Genomic DNA, 15,445 nt, shown 5'->3' with positions numbered 1-15,445 from the left:
GGCGCACACGCGAAAACGCGCCCCCCGCGCCGTCCGCCCCCGCCCCCAGCACCGCCTTTGAGCTGCCCAAAGGAGTGTTTATGCAGGTGAGAAGCGTGTGGAAGGTGTCTATCATCGAGTCGTCCGACCGCGCGGAGGCGGCCTCGGCGCACCGCGTAAGGAGTTCCGGCGTGAGCACCACCCCCACCCACCGGCCCGGCGCCACCCTCGACGTCGACCGCACCGACGTGCCGTACCGCGACTGGCTCAAAGAGGCCGTCCGCAAGGTCCAGGCCGACGCCAATCGCTCGGCGGACACGCACCTCCTGCTCTTCCCCCTGCCCGAGCACTGGGGCATCGACCTGTACCTCAAGGACGAGTCGACGCACCCCACCGGCAGCCTCAAGCACCGGCTGGCCCGCTCGCTCTTCCTCTACGGACTGTGCAACGGCTGGGTCCGCCCGGACCGCCCGGTGATCGAGGCGTCCAGCGGCTCGACGGCCGTCTCGGAGGCGTACTTCGCGAAACTGATCGGCGTGCCCTTCATCGCGGTCATGCCGCGCACGACGAGCGCCGAGAAGATCCGCCTCATCGAGTTCCACGGCGGACGGTGCCACTTCGTCGACGACTCCCGCACGATGTACCAGGAGTCCGCCCGCCTCGCGGCGGAGACCGGCGGCCACTACATGGACCAGTTCACCTACGCGGAACGGGCCACGGACTGGCGCGGCAACAACAACATCGCCGAGTCCGTCTTCCGCCAGCTGGAGCGGGAGCGGTTCCCGGAGCCGGCGTGGGTCGTCGCCACCGCCGGCACCGGCGGCACCTCCGCGACCATCGCCCGGTACGTGCACTACATGCAGTACGACACCCGTGTCTGCGTCGCCGACCCGGAGAACTCCTGCTTCTTCGAGGGCTGGACGACCGGCGACCCGGACGTCGTCTGCGAACGGGCCTCACGCATCGAGGGGATCGGCCGGCCGCGCATGGAGCCCAGCTTCGTGCCGGGCGCCGTCGACCGCATGATGAAGGTCCCGGACGCGGCCGCCGTCGCCGCCGTGCGCGCGCTGGACCGCGCGATGGGCCGCAAGGCGGGCGGCTCCACGGGCACCGGACTGTGGAGCGCGCTGAAGATCGTCGCGGAGATGGTGGCCGAGGGGCGGCGGGGGAGCGTGGTCACCCTGCTGTGCGACCCCGGGGACCGCTATCTGGACAAGTACTACTCGGACGCCTGGCTCGCGTCGGAGGGGCTGGACATCGCCCCGTACACGGCCGCGATCGACACCCTGCTGACCACGGGGGTGTGGCCGGACTGAGCACCGGCCGCGGGAACGGGCTTTCGGCAACCGGCAACCGTCCGGCAGCCGGGACCCGCTCACGAGCCGGCGGCAGCCGCCGGCTCCGCGTCTCAACCCGACTGCTCCGTCTCGCCCGGCTCTTCCCGGTCCGCCGTCTCGCCCACCGTCTCCGGCTCCCCGGCGACCACCAGCCGGTCCAGATGTTCCGCCATCTCCGCCCTGGCCTCGGCCGGCAGACCGGAATCGGTCACCAGCGTGTCCACCTGCTCCAGCGTGGCGAACGAACTCAGGCCCACCGTGCCCCACTTGGTGTGGTCGGCGACCACGACCACCCGGCGCGCGGACTGCACGAGGCGCCGGTTGGTCTCGGCCTCGGCCAGGTTCGGTGTCGACAGTCCGGCCTCGGCGGATATCCCGTGCACGCCGAGGAACAGCATGTCGAAGTGGAGCGCCGCGATCGCCTGGTCGGCCACCGGGCCCACCAGCGAGTCCGACGGCGTGCGCACCCCGCCGGTCAGCACCACCGTGGCCGCGCCCTGCCGCTGACCCATGGCGCGCTGCGCGGAGTGGAAGACGTCGGCCACCCGCACCGAGTTGGTGACGACCGTGAGGTCCGGCACGTCCAGCAGATGGTGCGCCAGCGCGTAGGTCGTCGTACCGCCGGAGAGCGCGATTGCCGTGCCCGGCGCGACCAGTTGGGCCGCCGCCCGCGCGATGTCCTCCTTGGCGGTCAGCTCCAGGCCGGACTTGGCCTCGAACCCGGGTTCGTGCGTGCTCGCCTCGACCACCGGGACCGCGCCGCCGTGCACCTTCTCCAGTACGCCCTGGCGGGCCAGCGCGTCGAGGTCCCGGCGGACCGTCATGTCGGAGACGCCGAGCTTGCGCGTCAGCTCGTTGACACGGACGCCGCCGCGGCGGCGTACCTCGTCGAGGATCAGGGTGCGGCGCTGCTCCGCGAGCAGGTTCTGATTCTCGCTCACGTCCGCTGCGGATCCTTTCCTCGTCCGACTCCGGCCCGTCCTCCGGCGCACCGCCCGCCGCACGGCGTCCGCACCGGTTTCCGACAGACACGGACCGAGGGCGGCGGTGGCGAAGGACGTCCCATCCTCGCACGGCCCACCGACATCCGCGCCACCGCCCGGTCGTCTCCGTCCGCCGTCCCCCCACCCCGTTCTCCGCGCCCCGCCGTCCCCCTCCGTCGTCCGCGCCCCGTCGTCTCCGTCACACATCCTGAGGACATTCCGGTCCCACAGGTGTGACCACGCCCCACAGCGGCAATCCTGTGCCTGCACATGACATGACGACAGAGGCCACCACAGGCGCGCACCCGCGCGCGGGGGAAGTGCGGAACGGTGGAACACACAACGGCACAGAGCACCCTGGAGCTCCTGGTCCACGGAGTCGGCGGCACCACCCCCCAGGAGATGCTGAACGATCCGCGCACGGTACGGATCACCGGCGACGACACCGCCGCCGTCTTCCGCCGCGCCGACGACGTCGACGCCGAGGAACGGCCCGCCGAGCACCGCGACGCCCCGGTGCCCGAGGCCTACGTCTGGTGCAACCTCACCTCCGGCAACGGCTCGCGCGCCCTGTGGCTGCTCCTCCTGCCGTTCATGGTGGTCAACCTCGCCCACTGGATGCGCCCCACCAGCGAGGGCCACCGGCTCCGGACCGTACGCCTGTACGGCCTCCTGGTACGGCTCGCCGGGCTCAGCCTCACCGTGCTGCTGGTCGCGGCCGCCTGCGAGGTCGCCCTCGACCTCACCGCCTGGCAGTGCGCGGGCACCCCCGCGTGCGCGGCCCGCCACTCCTGGCTCGGCTTCCTGTCGCCCACCGGCTCCGACGGCGGCTGGTGGAGCGCGCCGGGGCGCCGGCTCGCCCTGGCCGCGCTGGTGCCGACCGCCCTCACCGGGCTGCTCTGGTACCTCTCCCACCGCACCTGGAGCGCCTACGAGTCCCAGCCGCCACCGCCCCAGGACGAGGACGGCGACGAGCGCACCGACGACGACGCCGGAACGGGGACCTACCGGGCCGCGCTCGGCCGCCCCGGCTTCTGGTACGGACGCCGGCTCGTGGCCCGGCTGCGCGCCGCCCACACCGCCGCCGGTTTCCTCACCGTCGCCGCGGCCGTCGGCACCGCCGCCGCCCGTCACGACCACCGCCCGGGCGGCCCCGCGCTCCTGGACAGCCTCGGCTCTCTGCTGGAACCGGCGTACGTGGCCGGCGCGCTCGTCGTGGTCTGGGTGGTCTGCCGCCGCGGCCGCACCGAGAACCGGCTCGACCGCCGGCTCGACCGCGCCCTGGTCCGGTGGCTGCCCCTGAGCTCCCTGGCCCTGCTCGCGCTCTCCCTGGTGTACGCCTGCGGGTCGCGCCCCGGCTGGCGGTCGGCCGGACGGCTGCCGGGCGACCCGGCGTTCGGCGCCCTCACCCTCGCGCAGTGCTTACTCGTCGTCGTGCTCGCCGTCGTCGCCCACCTCCTCCACCGCACGCACCGCCACCCGCGCACCGCACTGCGCGGACTGGCCGGGCCCGCCGTCGCCATGCTCGCCTGCGCGCTCGGCGGGGTGATGTCCGGCGGCGTCGCCCAGCGGGTCTCCGACTGGCTCGACGGCACCCGCCGCACCCTGCCCGGACCGCCCGTCCTGCTCACCTGGCAGGCCTCCGCGATACCGCCGCTGCTCCTGCTGCTGCTCGTGGTCGTCGCCCTGCTGGCCCGCCGCACGCTGCGACTGCGCCGGGCCGAGACGACCGACGTCGAGCTCGACCACCCCGGCGAACGCACCGACGCCGCCCGCACCCGCCGTATCGCCGGGGTCAGGGCGATGGCCACCCTCACCGACCTGGCACCCCGCGTCATCGGCGTCGTCGCCGTCGCCACGCTGCTGCTGGGCACCGCCGCACTGGTCGGCGCCGAACTCACCGACGAGGTGCCGGGCGACGCCGCCCACGGCACCCCCGCCGCGCTGCAGGGCGCCGCCGACACCACCCAGGCGTGCGGCTCCTGGCTGATAGGGGTCGGCTTCCTGCTCCTCGTCACCTGGGGCCGGCGCGCGTACAAGGACCCCTCCGCCCGGCGCACCATCGGCATCCTGTGGGACGTCGGCACGTTCTGGCCGCGTGCCGCGCACCCCTTCGCCCCGCCCTGCTACGCCGAGCGCGCCGTGCCCGACCTCACCTGGCGCATGGCCACCTGGACCGGTGCCACCGGCGGACGGCTGGTGCTCTCCGGCCACTCCCAGGGCAGCGTGCTCGCCGCCGCCGCGGCCTGGCAGCTCAAGCCGTCCGTACGCCGCCGGGTGGCCCTGCTGACCTACGGCTCACCCCTGGAACGGCTGTACGGGCGCTGGTTCCCGGCGTACTTCGGGCCCGCCTCGCTCAGCGCCCTGCACCGCGAGGTCGACTGCTGGCGCAATCTGTACCGGCTCACGGACCCGATCGGCGGGCCGATCGGGCTGCCCGGCGACTGCGGTCCGCAGGTCGACCGCGCTCCGCTCAGGGACCCGCTCGCCTACGGCCGCACCGCACTGCACCCGCTTCCCGCCCCGATCCTGGGCCACAGCGACTACCAGGCCGACCCGGCGTTCGCCGAGGAACGCCGGCGCCTGCTGGCCCGGCTGCGCCCCGGGGTGCCGGCGCCCCGCCCGGTCGAGGAGGCGGACAACACGGCCGACGACACGGCCGGGGAAGCGGGTAACACGGCCCGGACTCAGGGCAGTTCCGGCAGGTCCTCCGGGTAGAGCAGCGTCAGGTCGTCCGTGCTCGGCTCGGTGAACTGGGCGACCCGGCCCGCGTGCCGTTCCACCATCGCCTCGAACGTCTGCCGCGCGGTGCGGCCGTTGCCGAACGCGGGGCCCTTCGGTATCGCCGCGAAGTAGTCGAGGAGCGCCTCGGGCGCGCCCTTCGCCAGCCGGTACTCCTGCTCCTCCGCCTGCTGCTCCACGATCCGCAGCAGCTCGTCGGGGCCGTAGTCGCCGAAGGTGATCGTCCGCGAGAAGCGCGAGGCGACCCCGGGGTTGACGGTCAGGAAGCGCTCCATCTCGGCGGTGTAACCGGCGACAATCACGACGACCGCCTCCCGGTGGTCCTCCATCAGCTTCACCAGCGTGTCGATCGCCTCGCGGCCGAAGTCGCGCCCGGAGTCCTCCGGGGAGAGCGCGTACGCCTCGTCGATGAACAGCACGCCGCCGCGCGCCCGGTCGAACGCCTCCTGGGTGCGGATCGCCGTGGAGCCGATGTGCTCGCCCACCAGGTCGACCCGGGAGACCTCGACCAGATGTCCCTTCTCCAGCACCCCGAGCGAGGCCAGGATCTCCCCGTACAGCCGGGCCACCGTCGTCTTGCCGGTGCCGGGGGAGCCGGTGAAGACCAGATGGCGCCGTGCGGAGGCCGCCTTGAGGCCCGCCTGCTGCCGGCGCCGGCCCACCTCGATCATGTCGGTCAGCGCGCGCACCTCGCGCTTGACACTCTCCAGGCCCACCAGCGCGTCCAGTTCGCCCAGCACGGCCTTCGACGTGCGGGCGGGCGCCGCCGGTTCGGGCGCGGCGGTCGCCAGGCTCTCCTGCTCCGTGGTGCGCTGGCCGGGGATGGAGCCCAGCAGCCCGGCCGCCGGGGGCGTGGCGGTCTGGACGGCGGTCTCCCGGGCGGGGGAGCGCAGGCTCGCGCTCTCGTCGCTGGTGCAGTCCTCGACGACGGCTCCGCCGCCGCCCGCCGCGTCCGGACCGCCGTCGGCGAACTCGTAACCGCCGCGCGCACAGCGCTCGGTGCGGCACTTGAGTAGCGTCGTGCGGCAGCCGTCGATGACGTGGAAGCCGTAGCCGCCGCTGTCGGTCACCCGGCAGCCCTGGAAGCTGCCCCGGCCGCCCGCCGAGACGTAGAACCCGGCCTCGGCGGGGGAGGTGATGGTGCAGCGCTCGACGGTGGGGTCGGCGCCCTTGGTGACGATCACGCCGGTCTGGACGCCGTCCACCGTGCAGCCGCTCAGGATGCCGCCGCTGCCGTGGTCACGGAACCAGGCGCCCGTCGCCGCGTCCTTGATCCGGCAGTCGTCGAGCTGCGCGGTGGCGCCGTCGCTCACCGAGACCGCGGTGTTGCGGACCTGCGCGAGATCGCTGTCGACGACGTCGGCGCGCGAGCCCCGGTCGAGGACGAACAGCGCGTCCGGCACGTCGTGCACCCGGCAGGACTCCAGGACGGCGGTGGCGCCGTCGCTGACCCACACCGCCGGGTAGTCGCCGGTGGAGTCGAAGATCTCGCACTGGTTGGCGTCCACACGGGTGCCCGGGTCCCAGACCGACAGTCCGTTGCGGCCGAACTGGCGCACGGTCGTGCGGGTCAGGGTGAGCACCGCGCGCGATCTGAGGTCGACCGCGTTCTCCGGCACGTCGTGGATGCGGCAGTCGGCGAGGGTCAGCACCGCGTCCGTGTCCAGGGTGACGCCGTCGGCGGTGGTGCGGTGCACGTCGCAGTCGGTGAGGTGCGCCGTGGCCCGCCCGGTGACCTGCACCCCGGAGCCCTTGACCTCGTAGACCTCGCAACCGACCGCCTCCAGCGAGGAGTTCTCCCCGGTGACCGACAGTCCCGCGCCGGAGGCGTGGTGCACCCGGCAGCGCTCGAGCCGGGGGCGTGCGCCCCCGCGCACGGCCACGCCGGACTGGCCCGCCGCCACCACCTCGCACTCCTCGAACACCCCGCCTCCGCCGTCGACGACGGCGATACCGACCCCGGCCGGGTTGTCCACCGTGCAGCGCCGGACGGTGGGGCGGGCCCCGGCGCGCACCTCGAACCCGGCCGCCGACCGCGTCATGATCCGCAGATCGGCGAACTCGGGAGTGCCCTCCTCCACCAGGACCGCCGGCGCGGCCGAGTCCTGGCCCTCCACGTGCAGATCCTGGACGACCGCGGAGCCGCGCACGGTCAACGGCACCCCGTCCACGGGGGCGAGGCGCACGGAACCGGGCGAACCCTCGGGCCCGCGCAGCGTCACCGCCCGCTGGACGACGAGGTTCTCCCGGTAGGTGCCCGGGGCGACGGTGAGGACGTCGCCGTCGCCCGCGGCCTCCAGCGCGGCGGCGAGGGACGCGTACTCACCCGTGCGGCGCCGCCACCGCGATGTACCGGTGTGCGTCACCTGGACCGTGCCCTGTGCCATGGCGTTGCCGTGCCCCCACCTCGTCGTACGCGGGTCGTTGCCGAAGAGTTCGGCCGGTCCACCGTAGCGTGCGCTGACCCGGTGGGCGGACCGGAGCGGAAGGCCGGTCAGGCGCCGGTGCCGGTCCGGCCCCAGTCCGGGCCCGCCTTCTCCCATGCCCGGTCCAGACGGGCGTACCTGCGGCGGACCATGCGCCACACCAGCAGCCGTCTGCCGCCCTCGACGAGCCCCGCCGCCGCGGCGGCCGAGCCGAAGCCCGCCAGGACGGCGTGGGTGGTGGCGGTGAGCGTGTCCAGCGGACGGGCCACGAGGTGGCCGTGGGAGTCCGTCCAGAGGGTGAAGTGGTCGCCGGGGCGCGGCTGTTCCAGGTCGGCCAGGACGGCGCCGTGGTGGGCCGTGCCGTCCGGGCCGGCCCAGTTCGCCAGGACGTGACTGTGCGCGTCCCGGGCCGTGGCGGTCTCCGGATCGGGGTCCAGGGGGCTGCGGTTGAGCCGTCTGACCACCGTGGCCACCACCTCGTGACGGGTGTGCCGCTGTTCGCGCACCGACCGCTGCAGCGCGCCCTCCGTGGCCGCCCCCACGGCGGCGCCGATCAGCGGCGCCACGACGAGGACCAGCACGAGGGCGACCAGCGCCAGCCATGCCTCGACCAGATCGGTCGTACGACGCAGTGGATTGCCCCGCCAGCGCCAGAGTCCGCGAACCGCTCGCACCGCGCCACCCCCTTCCGCTCCGTGATAACTCCGCGCACGGGCCGAATGCGCCCGGGCGCGGAGAAGAGAGAGCGACATCACGCCGCGGCGCTCCACGGATCTCCGGACATGTCTCACGGGTCCCAACGACCACGGACCCGGCGGGGGTTCCCTCCCCATGTCTTCCTCGTCCCGGGTTTCCCCGGCGGACCTCGCTCGCCGGGGCACTGACGCTGCCGGTCTTCGCCCGGCAGCCGGGTGGCGGGCTCTAGTCCAGCACCTCGACGGGGTCCCCCACCCGTATCGTCCCCGTGGTCAGCGGGACCAGGTTCTGGCCGAAGATCAGCCGGCCGGCGAACCGCCGGTGGCGCCCCAGTGTGCGCAGCGGTTCCTTGCCGCGGGCCCCGGTGGTCTGGTCCGTGGTCGTCACCACGCAGCGTCCGGACATCTTCGCTGCGCGGAGGACGACCTCGCCGATCGCCAGTTCCGTCCAGTCGTCCTCGGCCCAGGGTTCGGTCCCCGCGACGACGACGCTCGGCCGGAACCTGTCCATCGGCAGCGGCCCCTCGACCGCGTGATCCCCCTGTGCGATCAGCGAGTTGAGGGAGTCGAGGGAGGCGAGCGTCGTGAGCAGCAGGGGGTAGCGGTCGGCGAGGCCGACCATCTCGCCGGGGGAGGTGTACGGCGGATCGTCGATGGGGCGGCGCACGGCGGGATCGTCCAGATGGACCAGGTGTACGGCGTACCCCAGATGGGTGCTGAGCCAGTCGTCGGCCCCGGCGTCGGCGGGCACCAGCTCCACCTTGGTGCCGAAGATCCGTGCCGTCGTGGTGACGCCCGGCTCGGGCACGGCGACCGCGAGCGGTTCCAGGCCGGGCGCGGACAGCAGAACGCCGCCGCCGGGCAGTGCCTCGGCGGCGGCCGTCGCCAGACGCGGTTCCTCGCGCTGGGTGAGCACCTTGCCGGTGCCGTCCGTCACCGCCCAGCGCCGGTCCCCGGCCAGCCCCCATGGCTCGACCACGGCCGTGGGAAGCGTCTGGGCCCGCAGCGCCTTGACCGGGTGGATGTGCAGCGAGTGCAGCGCTGGTGTCGGCATGGACCCATCGTGTCAGCAACCACCGACGGCGCGGCCCGCCGAAGGGACCGTGACGGCCCGGACAGCCGTGACGGTCCCGACGGCCGCCGGGTCCGGTGTGCTCCGGAACCCGACGGCCTCGTGCCGGTGTGCTCAGTAGCCCCGGTACTGCTGCCCGTTCTGGTACGGGTCCTGGTACGGCGTCGGGGCCGGGCGCGGGGCCGCGGGGCGCATCGCCTCGTACCCCGTGCCGCCCATCATCGGGCGGGGCGGCTGCGGTGCCTGGGGGCCCGGGTAGCCGCGGGGGCCCGCCTGCTGCGGGATGTACGCGGTGGGCGCCGCCTGCTGCAGGGGTGTGGGCTGCTGGGTCTGCGGGTAGCCGTACGCGGGGCCCTGGGGAGAGGGACCGGCCGGCAGGGCGGGGAGCGCCGAGGGAAGCGCGGGCAGGTTGTTGCTCGGCTCGTAGGCCGAGGGAACCCGGATCGGGGCGATCTGCGGGGTGCCCCGCTCGGCCACGAGCGAGTCGTAGATCGGGGTGTCCGGGAAAGGCGACGCGGAGTAGTAACCGCCGCCATAGGTGGAGCGGGGGGAGGTCATGGCACATAAGTTAAGCCCACGATGTGCTGGTTGGGGAGACCGATAAGAGGGTTGTTTTCCGTGTCGGCTGGTGACGTCGGATCCCCAATCCGAGCGAACTCGGCAAAAAGGGGCGGCAACTGGCGCGCACATGCGCTATAGACCGAGCTGCGGGGCTGGTTACCGGTGGTCCGGCCCCGTTTTCCCGGGAAAGTGTCGCGGGGGGAGTTCCCGGACGGCGGCGCCGTAGATTTGGCTGGAAACTTCCGACGGACCCGCCTGTGGGCGGGCCGGTGCCGAGTGTGTGAGGGGGAGCTGCATGTCCATGCTCAAGGGGGCGAACGTTCCGGTGCCGACGGCGGCGCTGCGGATCGAACTCGGCCGGCGGTCCGGGCCCGGGGTGCCCGACGCGGACGCCTCGGCGCTGCTGCTGGTCTCCGGGAGAGTGCGCACCGACGCCGACTTCGTCTTCTACAACCAGCCCGCGCACTCCTCCGGCGCGGTGCGTCACGAGGGCAAGCGGACCACCGGCGGCGAGGTGACCGACGCGCTCCTCGTCGACCTCGCGCGCGTGGAGAGCGTCATCGACCGGATCGTCCTCGCGGCCTCCGCCGACGGCGGCACGTTCGGACAGGTGCCGGGGCTGTACATCCGCGTACTGGACACCCGCAGCGGCGAGGAGGTCGCACGCTTCGACGCCACCGCGACCGTCGAGACGGCCTTCGTCCTCGGGGAGCTGTACCGCCGTCAGGGCGCCTGGAAGTTCCGTGCCGTCGGCCAGGGCTACAGCAGCGGACTGGAAGGGCTCGCCACGGACTTCGGCATCACCGTGGACGAACCGCAGCAGCCGGCGCCCGCCGCCCCCGCGCACCGGCCGCCCGCCGCGCCCCCGGCCGCCCCGCGCGTCGACTGGCCGAGCCGCGCCCGTCACCGCACCCCCGCCCACCGGCGCCCCCGTGCCGCTGCCGCCCCCGGTGGGCGCGGCCCCGGCGGCACCACCCCCGCCGGCCGCGCCGCCCGCCGTGCCGTCCGCCCCCGTCCGGCTCAGCAAGGTGACGCTGACCAAGGAGGCCCCCTCGGTCTCCCTCACCAAGCAGGGCGGCACCTCCGGCGCCCTGCGCGTCAACCTCAACTGGGAGGTGCGCAAGCAGTTCTCCGGCTGGGGCAGCAAGCGCGGCCGGGCCGTCGCCCACCACCGCGACCTCGACCTGGACCTGTGCGCCCTGTTCGAACTCGCCGACGGCCGCAAGGGGGTCGTCCAGGCCCTCGGCAACGCCTTCGGCGCCCTGGACCGGCCGCCGTACATCCACCTCGACGGCGACGACCGCACCGGCGCCGTCGCCACCGGCGAGAACCTCACCGTCAACCTCGACCACCGGCAGGACTTCCGCCGCATCCTCGTCTTCGTGACCATCTACGAGGGCGCCCGCTCCTTCGCCGACCTGCACGCCACCGTCACCCTGCGGCCGCAGCACGGCGCGCCCGTGGACTTCTCCCTCGACGAGTGCACGGTCCCCTCCACCGTGTGCGCGCTCGCCCTGATCACCAACACCGGCGGCGACCTCGTCGTCCAGCGCGAGGCCCGCTATCTGATCCCGGACCGCGGGGTCAGCCCGCAGCGCACCGTCGACCGCGCCTACGGCTGGGGCATGAACTGGACCCCCGGCCGCAAGTGACCGCTCAGCCCTCCTCGGGCGCGGCCGCCGCATCGGGCCGGGCGTAGGTCCGGCCCTTCCAGGCGGCGCCGCGCCCCCGGTAGTGCCGCACCGCCGAGTCCACCGTCATCAGCAGGTACAGGAACGCGGTGAACGGCAGCAGCGGAGCGAGCCACGGCGGCCGGCCGTAGTAGCGCAGCATCGGCAGGTACGTCGCCGTCATCACCAGCCACGCGAGCCCGCCGGCCACCGCCGCCGCCCAGGACCCGGCGGCGAGGCCGGCGAGGAACGCCGCCGGCGGCACCAGATACACCAGGGCCAGTCCCAGGACGGTGCCGAGCAGCAGCAGCGGGTTGTGCCGCAGCTGCGCGTACGCGCTGCGCGCCACCATGCGCCACAGGTCGTGCAGGCGCGGATAGGGGCGGACGCTGTCGACCCGGTCGGCCAGGCCGAGCCAGATGTGCCCGCCGGTGCCCTTGACCGCCCGCGCCAGCGCCACGTCGTCGATGACCGCCTGCCGGATCGCGTCCGGGATCCGCGCCCGCTCGGCCGCCTCCGCGCGCAGCAGCACACAGCCGCCGGCCGCCGCGGCCGTGCGCCCGCCGCGCACCCCGATCCACCGGAAGGGATACAGCTGCGCGAAGAAGTAGACGAAGGCCGGGACGACCAGTTGCTCCCACAGGCTCTCCACCCGCAGCCGCGCCATCTGGGACACCAGGTCGTAGTTCCCGGCGCCGGCCGCCGCGACCAGGGAGCGCAGGCTGTCCGGGGCGTGCGCGATGTCGGCGTCCGTCAGCAGCAGGAACGCGGGCTCGCGGGTGCGGGCGAGGCCGATGCCGTGCCGTACCGCCCACAGCTTGCCCGTCCAGCCGGCGGGCGGCTCGCCGGGCGAGGCCACGGTCAGCGGCAGCCCGCCGTGGCGCCGGGACAGCTCCGCGGCCAGCTCCCCGGTGCCGTCGGTGCTGCCGTCGTCGACGAGGAAGACCTCGGCCCGCCCCGGATACTCCTGCGCCAGCAGCGTCGGCAGGCTCCGGGGGAGCACCTCCGCCTCGTCCCGGGCCGGGACGACCACGCACACCGGGGGCCACGCCTCCGGGTCCCGGCGCGGCGGCAGCCGGACGTCCGTGCGCCAGAAGAAGCCCTGGCCGAGCAGCAGCCACAGCCAGGCGAGAAGCGATCCCAGGGCGATCCACACAACGGCACTCACTCGTCGCAGTCTGCCCCACACCGGCGGCCGTACGACACGGATCGTCTAGGGTGACCGGGTGAAGATCGCGCTCATGGACTCAGGAATCGGACTGCTTCCGGCCGCCGCCGCGGTACGCCGACTGCGACCGGACGCCGATCTCGTACTGTCCTCCGACCCCGACGGCATGCCCTGGGGCCCGCGCACCCCCGAGGACCTCACCGCACACGCCGTGGCCGTCGCCGAGGTTGCCGCCGCGCAGCGCCCCGACGCCCTGGTCGTCGCCTGCAACACCGCCTCCGTGCACGCCCTGCCCACGCTGCGGGCCCGCCTCGAACCCGGGCTGCCGGTCATCGGCACCGTCCCCGCGATCAAGCCGGCCGCGGCGGGCGGCGCGCCCTTCGCCATCTGGGCCACCCCCGCCACCACCGGCAGCCCCTACCAGCGCGGCCTCATCGAGGAGTTCGCCGACGGCATGGCCGTCACCGAGGTCGCCTGCCCCGGCCTCGCCGAGGCCGTGCAGCACGCCGACGACGCCGCCATCGACGCCGCGATCGCCGACGCCGCCGCCCGCACACCGGACGAGGTGACGACCGTCGTCCTGGGCTGCACCCATTACGAACTGGTCGCCGAACGCATCCGGGCCGCCCTGCGCGGCCCCCGCCGCTCCCCGCTGGTCCTGCACGGTTCCGCCACGGCCGTCGCCGCGCAGGCGCTGCGCCGCATCGGCGCGCTCCCGGACCCGGAGGCCCCCGTACGGGGAGCGCTCACGGTGCTCCTGAGCGGACGCGAGGCCCCGCTGCCCCGCGAGGCCGGCGCCTACGAGGAGGGCCGCCTGCTGGACACGGTCAGCCCCGCGCGCTGAACCCACCCGCCGCCGGGGCAACCCTGCGCGAGCGACTGCCCGCGGAGCGGAATCGGGCTACCCTCTTGGACATGAGGGACCACCCCCACGGTGACCACAGGCACCCGGACATCTGGACCGGACGCGCCACCAACCGCGTCCAGTGGCTCGCGGCCCTCGCCGGCGCCGCCTGCCTCGCGCTCGGCATCCAACTGGCCATCGACTCCGCCTGGACGTCCGGCGTCGCCGCGCTGGCGATGTCCGTCGTGGGCTGCATCGCCGCCGGGCTGCTCATCCTCTTCGGCACCCTCGCCTTCGTGCACGTCGCCGTGAAGGTCGACGCGGAGTGCCTGGAGGTGCGCTGCGGCCACATCGGGCTGCCGCGCCGCCGCATCCCGCTGGCCCATGTGGCCGGCGCCGAGTTCGCACCCCGGGTCACCCCGCGCCAGTGGGGCGGCTGGGGTTACCGCTGGCGGCCCGAGAAGGGCACCGCCGTGGTCGTACGGCGGGGCGAGGGGCTCGTACTGCGGCTGTGGGACGGGCACGTGTTCACGATCACCGTCGACAACGCGGAGACCGCGGTGCGCGTCATCCGGGCCCGGCTGCGGCCGCCGGTGGCGGACACGACGGGCTGAACGGCCCCGGGCCGCGACCGGTTCACGTGTCGCCCCCACGCACTCCCCGTCACCCCTTCACGCCCTGTCGCCCCCTCACTCCCCGTCCCCGAACGGCCGTGCCGTCGCCACGCCCGCGAGTGCCCCGATCCCCGCGGTCACCGTCGTGAAGCTCAGCGCGTTGCCCGCCGTCGCCAGGACGCCGACCGCCGCCAGCGACACGGCCGCGCTGAGCACCACCGGCGTACCGCGCGGCGAACGCCACAGCGCGTACAGCACCCAGCCACCCGCGGCCGCCAGCAGCGCCAGCCCCACCAGCCCCTGCTCCGCCGCCTGCTGGAGGGCCGCCGAGTGCGGCCGGCCGTCGGAGGCGAGCGTCTGCGCGGCGGCCGGACTCAGCTCGCCGAACCGGCCCGGCCCCGCGCCGAGCAGGGGGTCACGGCCGGCCAGCGCCACCGCGTCCCGCCACAGCAGGACCCGGTACGCGCCCAACTGCCCCTCGGCCGACGCGGACAGCCCCTCCGGCAGGACGTCCTCGGCGAGCGCCCAGGCCAGGCCGCCCGCCGCCGCCACCGCGGCCGCGGGACCGGCGAGGCCCAGCCCCCGGTGCCGCATCCGCGTGGCGGCCAGCGAACAGAGCAGCACCCCGGCACACGCCGCGCACCCCGCCACCGACCCCTGCACGGCGGCGGCCACGGCGGTGCCGCCGGCCAGCAGCCACAGCGCGCACCGCAGGAACGGGGCCGCGGCGGCCCAGGCCGCACAGCAGGCGGCGCCCGCCGACAGCGTCAGCAGCGCGGCCGTGGCACCGGCGTGCCCGAGCGGCGCGGCGAGCCGGGGACCGGCCGTGGCGTCCGGGGCGCCGAGCGCCAGCCCGAGCCCGGCCAGCGCACCGACGGCGGGCGCGGTCACCGGCAGCAGGGCACCGGCGATCCGGCCCGTGGCGTACCCGGCGGCGACGGCGAGCACCGCGAGCAGCACCCCTTCGGGCCTGCCGTCCCGTCCGGCCGCCGTGACCAGCGCCCACGCCGCACAGGCGCCGAGCACCGCGACGCCCCACGCGTCCGCGCTGCCGCGCCGCTCGCGGACGGCCGTTCCGGTGGCCGCGGGGTCCGGCCCCGCGGCATCCACCTCGTCTCCTGCGGTCTCCACCCGTCGCCCCCGCCCTGTCGCGCGCGCCCCGGCCCATGACCGGTGCCCCGCCGCCCCTGAATGGCGGCCGGACGCGGCGGGCGACCCTCTGGACTGGGGCACACCGTAACGGCCGGAGACCGTTTTGTGTACGAGCTGTGCAGAAACGGTCCAGCCGGGGTGACGGCCGGCGCCGCGGACGCGGGGGACGGACCGGACCGAACTGTCGGCCCGCAGGTCACGC

At 74.7% G+C, this 15,445-nt stretch carries 11 protein-coding genes and 1 pseudogene; 5 read left to right on the top strand and 7 right to left on the bottom strand.

Annotated elements, in window-relative coordinates; genetic code table 11:
- The first annotated feature begins 170 nt into the window (after positions 1–170).
- Positions 171–1,295 (top strand): PLP-dependent cysteine synthase family protein, encoded by a 1,125-nt coding sequence (locus tag OIE12_RS03995; protein ID WP_329131776.1) that lies wholly within the window; start codon positions 171–173, stop codon positions 1,293–1,295.
- A 92-nt stretch (positions 1,296–1,387) separates the two neighbouring features.
- Here the strand turns inward: OIE12_RS03995 and OIE12_RS03990 are convergent, their stop codons facing one another.
- Positions 1,388–2,257, bottom strand: a complete 870-nt coding sequence (locus OIE12_RS03990) for a DeoR/GlpR family DNA-binding transcription regulator (protein ID WP_329131774.1) — start codon at positions 2,255–2,257, stop codon at positions 1,388–1,390.
- A 372-nt stretch (positions 2,258–2,629) separates the two neighbouring features.
- Here OIE12_RS03990 and OIE12_RS03985 point away from each other — a divergent pair, with 372 nt between their 5' ends.
- Positions 2,630–5,017, top strand: a complete 2,388-nt coding sequence (locus tag OIE12_RS03985; RefSeq protein ID WP_443053758.1) for a hypothetical protein — start codon at positions 2,630–2,632, stop codon at positions 5,015–5,017.
- On the opposite strand, the gene OIE12_RS03980 is transcribed toward OIE12_RS03985, so the two are convergent.
- From OIE12_RS03980 to OIE12_RS03965, 4 genes are all read right to left on the bottom strand, one after another.
- On the bottom strand, positions 4,987–7,428 hold the full coding sequence (locus OIE12_RS03980) for a right-handed parallel beta-helix repeat-containing protein (protein ID WP_329141721.1): 2,442 nt from the start codon (positions 7,426–7,428) through the stop codon (positions 4,987–4,989). The two genes, OIE12_RS03985 and OIE12_RS03980, sit on opposite strands and share 31 nt — an antisense overlap.
- A 107-nt stretch (positions 7,429–7,535) precedes the next feature.
- The gene (locus OIE12_RS03975; RefSeq protein WP_329131772.1) at positions 7,536–8,141 is read right to left on the bottom strand and encodes an Rv1733c family protein; all 606 of its coding nucleotides are present in this window, start codon (positions 8,139–8,141) and stop codon (positions 7,536–7,538) included.
- 247 nt (positions 8,142–8,388) lie between these two features.
- On the bottom strand, positions 8,389–9,216 hold the full coding sequence (locus tag OIE12_RS03970) for an MOSC domain-containing protein (RefSeq protein ID WP_329131770.1): 828 nt from the start codon (positions 9,214–9,216) through the stop codon (positions 8,389–8,391).
- A gap of 132 nt (positions 9,217–9,348) precedes the next feature.
- Positions 9,349–9,792, bottom strand: a complete 444-nt coding sequence (locus OIE12_RS03965; RefSeq protein ID WP_329131768.1) for a DUF6643 family protein — start codon at positions 9,790–9,792, stop codon at positions 9,349–9,351.
- Positions 9,793–10,090: 298 nt separating this feature from the next.
- Between OIE12_RS03965 and OIE12_RS03960 the strand changes: the two are divergent.
- Positions 10,091–11,447 (top strand): annotated as a pseudogene (locus OIE12_RS03960) (TerD family protein).
- Positions 11,448–11,451: 4 nt separating this feature from the next.
- On the opposite strand, the gene OIE12_RS03955 reads toward OIE12_RS03960, so the two are convergent.
- Positions 11,452–12,633 carry a glycosyltransferase gene (locus OIE12_RS03955; RefSeq protein WP_329131765.1) on the bottom strand — a complete coding sequence of 394 codons (1,182 nt, stop codon included), beginning with the start codon at positions 12,631–12,633 and terminating at the stop codon, positions 11,452–11,454.
- Between the two features lie 58 nt (positions 12,634–12,691).
- Here OIE12_RS03955 and OIE12_RS03950 point away from each other — a divergent pair, with 58 nt between their 5' ends.
- Both OIE12_RS03950 and OIE12_RS03945 read left to right on the top strand, forming a co-directional pair.
- Positions 12,692–13,477 (top strand): glutamate racemase, encoded by a 786-nt coding sequence (locus OIE12_RS03950; protein WP_329131763.1) that lies wholly within the window; start codon positions 12,692–12,694, stop codon positions 13,475–13,477.
- Positions 13,478–13,548: 71 nt separating this feature from the next.
- Entirely contained in the window at positions 13,549–14,091 is a 543-nt protein-coding gene (locus OIE12_RS03945; RefSeq protein WP_329131761.1) for a hypothetical protein, read from the top strand.
- Between the two features lie 75 nt (positions 14,092–14,166).
- Here OIE12_RS03945 and OIE12_RS03940 read toward each other — a convergent pair whose 3' ends face one another.
- Entirely contained in the window at positions 14,167–15,222 is a 1,056-nt protein-coding gene (locus OIE12_RS03940) for an O-antigen ligase family protein (RefSeq protein ID WP_443053757.1), read from the bottom strand.
- Between the last annotated feature and the right edge of the window lie 223 nt (positions 15,223–15,445).

Origin of the sequence: Streptomyces sp. NBC_00670 (assembly GCF_036226765.1) — a bacterium.
GTDB lineage: Bacteria > Actinomycetota > Actinomycetes > Streptomycetales > Streptomycetaceae > Streptomyces.
This window is presented reverse-complemented; position numbering and strand designations above follow the sequence as displayed.